5 protein-coding genes are annotated in these 3,969 nt (G+C 71.0%); 1 reads left to right on the top strand and 4 read right to left on the bottom strand.

What is annotated here, in order from left to right; translation table 11 throughout:
• The coding region (locus tag ACLL81_RS16065) for a hypothetical protein (RefSeq protein WP_411289374.1) at nt 1–513 on the top strand (513 nt) is incomplete at its 5' end.
• Nucleotides 514–604: 91 nt separating this feature from the next.
• On the opposite strand, the gene gmk is transcribed toward ACLL81_RS16065, so the two are convergent.
• From gmk to ACLL81_RS16085, 4 genes are all read right to left on the bottom strand, one after another.
• Entirely contained in the window at nt 605–1,270 is a 666-nt protein-coding gene (gene gmk, locus ACLL81_RS16070; RefSeq protein ID WP_411289375.1) for a guanylate kinase, read from the bottom strand.
• Complete coding sequence (locus tag ACLL81_RS16075; RefSeq protein WP_411289376.1) at nt 1,260–2,141, bottom strand: YicC/YloC family endoribonuclease; 882 nt, start codon at nt 2,139–2,141, stop codon at nt 1,260–1,262. Before ACLL81_RS16075 ends, gmk begins: the two co-directional genes overlap by 11 nt.
• Complete coding sequence (mltG, locus tag ACLL81_RS16080; protein ID WP_411289377.1) at nt 2,138–3,178, bottom strand: endolytic transglycosylase MltG; 1,041 nt, start codon at nt 3,176–3,178, stop codon at nt 2,138–2,140. Before mltG ends, ACLL81_RS16075 begins: the two co-directional genes overlap by 4 nt.
• The coding region (locus tag ACLL81_RS16085; RefSeq protein WP_411289378.1) for a beta-ketoacyl-ACP synthase II at nt 3,175–3,969 on the bottom strand (795 nt) is incomplete at its 5' end. The genes ACLL81_RS16085 and mltG, both read right to left, overlap by 4 nt.

A 3,969-nucleotide genomic window follows, 5' to 3' on the forward strand; every position in this document is an offset into this window, starting at 1 on the left:
AAGGCCTGGCGCTACCCCACCACCGACAGCCCACGGATCACCGTGCGCAACCTGCTCACCCACACCGCCGGGTTCGTGGAGGACAATCCCTGGGGCGACCGCCAACAGGTGATGAGCCGCACCTATGGCGGCCCCTCCCTGCCGGCCACCCGCGGGTTGCTGGCGCTGCACAGGGCCGGCGCCCTGACCCAGCCGCCGATGCCCGTCAGTCCCGGGCTTGCGGCGGCCTACGACGCGGCGCGCGCGGTCTGGCGATCCGGCAAGATCACCGACGCGCCCCTGGCCAACAACGTGCTGCCGGACCGTGACGCCGCGAGCTGGCAGACGCTGGTGAACGGGGTGAAGGCCCAGGTCGGCGCCTGCGCGGCGACCGAGGCCATCGCGCCGACGTCCGCCATGGAAGGCCGCTTCAGCTGGACCTGCGAACACGGCCGCGTAACCGGCCGCGTCCAGCGCGCGCCAACTCCGGCCATGACCCTCCAGGCCCTGGAGTTCGCCGCGGCGCAGCCTTAGGCGCGGGCTTCGGGCCGTCCAGCTAGGACCTACCGCCCCGCGGGGCCTTTATCGCAACGCCGATGCAGGCGAGCCGGGGCGAGTCGCTGCCCTAAACCACCTTCTCCGCCATCAGCCCCTGGACGAAGGGCGCCACCCACCCCTGGCGGTCCCGGCGCAGGCGTTCGGCGTGGTAGATGTGGGCCACGTCGGCATAGGCGCGGTCGTAGTCCTCGTTGACCAGGACGTAGTCGTAGAGGCCCCACTGGGCGATCTCGTCATAGGCCCGGCGCAGGCGGCCCTCGATCACCGGCACGCTGTCCTGGGCCCGGGCATAGAGCCGGCGCGACAGCTCCGCCATGGACGGCGGCAGGATGAACACCCGCACGCTGTCTTCCCGCGCGTTGTCGGCGATCTGCTTGGCGCCTTGCCAGTCGATGTCGAACAGCACGTCCTTGCCGAGATCCAGGGCCGCCATGACGGGCGTCTTGGGGGTTCCATAGCGGTGCTCGTGAACGTTGGCCCACTCCAGGAACTCCCCGCGGCCTTCCATCTCGTCGAATTCCTGGGACGAGACGAAGTAGTATTCCCGCTCATGCTCCTCGCCAGGCCGGGCCGGACGGGTGGTGGCGGAGATGGAGAGCGCCAGGTCCGCGTGGTCGGCCACCAGCCGGCGCGAGAGCGAGGTCTTGCCCGCCCCCGACGGGCTGGAGATCAACAGCAGGAAGCCGCGGCGCTTGCGGGGCTGTTGCAGGTGTTTGGATAGCTCACTCGACATTCTGCACCTGCTCGCGGAACTGCTCGATCACGGCTTTGAGGTCCAGGCCCACGGCGGTCAAGGCGCTGAGCGCCGACTTGGAGCACAAGGTGTTGGCCTCACGCATGAACTCCTGGGTGAGGAAGTCCAGCCGGCGGCCCACGGCGGCGTCGGCGGTGAGCAGCGCCCGAGCCGCCGCCACATGACCAGCCAGGCGGTCGAGCTCCTCGCGCACATCGGCCTTCACCGCCATGGCGGCGGCTTCCTGGACGATGCGGTCCTCGCTAGCGGCGTCGCCGGCCAGTTCCTTCATGCGCTTTTCGAACCGGGCCTTGATGGCGCCGGGTTGTTCGGCGCCATACCCCTTGGCGGCGTCGGTGAGCTCGGCGATGCGGTGCACCTGGCCGGCCAGCACAATGGCGAGCTGGGCGCCTTCCAGGGCGCGGGCCTGCGCCAGCCCGTCCAGGGCCTGGGCAATGGCCACCGCCATGACGGCTTCCAGGTCGGCCATGGTCTCCGGTCCCTCGGCGGCGGCGTCGGCCTCGATCACGCCGCGCAGGCTCAGCAGGCCGTCCAGGGTCGGCGGCGCGGCCTTGCCCGCCGTCACATAGGCCTCGCCAGCCGCCAGGTAGCGGTCCAGCTGCTCCAGGTTCAGGCGCACGGCGCCGGCGCCTTCCGCGCGCTTGGCCTGCAGGCTGATGTTCAGCTGGCCGCGCTGGAACCGCGCCTGCGCCCCCTCGCGGGCCGCCCGCTCCAGGCCCTCGAAACCCGGCGGCCCCCGGAAGCGGACCTCCAGGTTGCGGCCGTTGACGCTGCGCGCCTCCACCGCCCACGACCAGGCGCCCAGCGCCCCCTCCGCCCGGCCGAACCCGGTCATCCCCGACAGGCTCATGGCTTGGCTCCCTCCGCCGCCTGCCGGCGCTCGACCTGGCGCCACCGAACGACGTTTCGCTGATGCTGCGCGAAGTCGGCGGCGAACACATGCCCGCCGGAGCCGTCGGCGACGAAGAACAGGTCCGTGGTGGCGGGCGGGTTCATCACCGCGGCCAGGGCCTCGCGCCCCGGATTGGCGATGGGCGTCGGTGGCAGGCCGTCCACCAGATAGGTGTTGTAGGGCGTCAGGCCCGCCAGTTCCGAGGCGCGGATGCCCCGGCCCAGGGCGCGCCCCTTCGAGACGCCATAGATGATCGTGGGGTCGCTCTCCAGGCGCATCCCGGCGCGCAGGCGGTTGGTGAACACCGCCGCGATCCGCGGGCGCTCGGCGCCCAGCGCCGTCTCCTTCTCCACGATGGAGGCGAGCGTCACCGCCTGCTCGGGGGTGGTGATCGGCAGGCCCGGCTGGCGCTTGGCCCACAGCTCGACCAGCAGCGTGTCGCGGGCCTTGCGCATGCGCGCGATCACGACGCCGCGGTCGTCGCCGCGCTGCACCTGGTAGGTATCCGGCAGGATGGCGCCCTCCGGCGGGGCGGTGACGTCGCCAGCCAGCACCGGTGAGCGCAACACAGCCTCCACCGCCATCTCGCTGGTCCAGCCCTCGGGGATTGTCACGTAGTGGCGCACCACCTTGCCGTCGCGGATGTCGGCCAGGACCCGGGCCATGGAAGTCCGTGACTTGAACGCATATTCGCCGGCCTTCAGGTCGCCGGTGGCGCCGGTGAACCGCACCGTGGCCAGGAACACCGCGGACGATGCGATCACGCCGGCGTCCTTCAGTTCGCCGGCGATCTGGGTGACGCCCGAGCCGCGCTTCAGGATGACCGTGGTGACCGCGCCTTCAGGCGCCGCGGGGCCAGGGCCCCGGTAGCTCCAGATCACCCAGGCGGCGGTGAGCGAGATCACGGCCAGCGCCGCCACGACCAGCAATCCCAGGCTTTGCCTGGCGCGGCTGCGCGCCCCGGCACGCCGCGGCGGGCGGGGTTTGCGGCTCACGCGAACTTCTTGAACACCACCGACGCGTTGGTGCCGCCGAAGCCGAAGCTGTTCGACAGCGCCAGGTCGATCTTCATGGGTTTGGCCACGTGGGGCACGAGGTCGATCTGCGTCTCGACGGAGGGGTTGTCCAGGTTGATGGTCGGCGGCGCGATCTGGTCGCGGATGGCCAGGCAGGTGAACGCCGCCTCGATGGCGCCTGCGGCGCCCAGCAGGTGGCCGGTGGCCGACTTGGTGGAGCTCATGGTGGCCCTGGCGGCGGCGTCGCCCAGCAGGCGCTGCACGGCGTTCAGCTCGATCTCGTCGCCCAGCGGCGTAGAGGTGCCGTGGGCGTTGATGTAGTCGATGTCGGCCGCATCGATCCCGGCGTCCTTGATGGCCGCCTTCATGGCCCGGAAACCGCCGTCGCCGTCCTCGGCCGGGGCAGTGATGTGATAGGCGTCGCCGGCCATGCCATATCCGATCACCTCGGCATAGATCTTGGCCCCGCGCGCCAGGGCATGTTCCAGTTCCTCGACCACCACGATGCCGGCGCCCTCCCCCATGACAAATCCGTCGCGGTCCTTGTCGTAGGGCCGGCTGGCCTTCTGCGGCGTGTCGTTGAAGTTGGTCGACATGGCGCGGCAAGCGATGAAGCCAGCGATGCCCACCGGGACCACACTGGCCTCGGCCCCGCCCGCGACCATCACGTCGGCGTCGCCGTACTTGATCAGCCGGCATGCGTCGCCGATAGCGTGGGCGCCGGTGGCGCAGGCCGTGACCACCGCGTGGTTCGGGCCCTTGAAGCCGTA

Source organism: Phenylobacterium sp., assembly GCF_046590535.1.
GTDB lineage: Bacteria > Pseudomonadota > Alphaproteobacteria > Caulobacterales > Caulobacteraceae > Phenylobacterium.

Coding starts and splice junctions, on each gene's coding strand:
- gmk (WP_411289375.1), bottom strand. CDS start 1,270: ATGTCGAGTGAGCTATCCAAACACCTGCAACAGCCCCGCAAGCGCCGC.
- ACLL81_RS16075 (WP_411289376.1), bottom strand. CDS start 2,141: ATGAGCCTGTCGGGGATGACCGGGTTCGGCCGGGCGGAGGGGGCGCTG.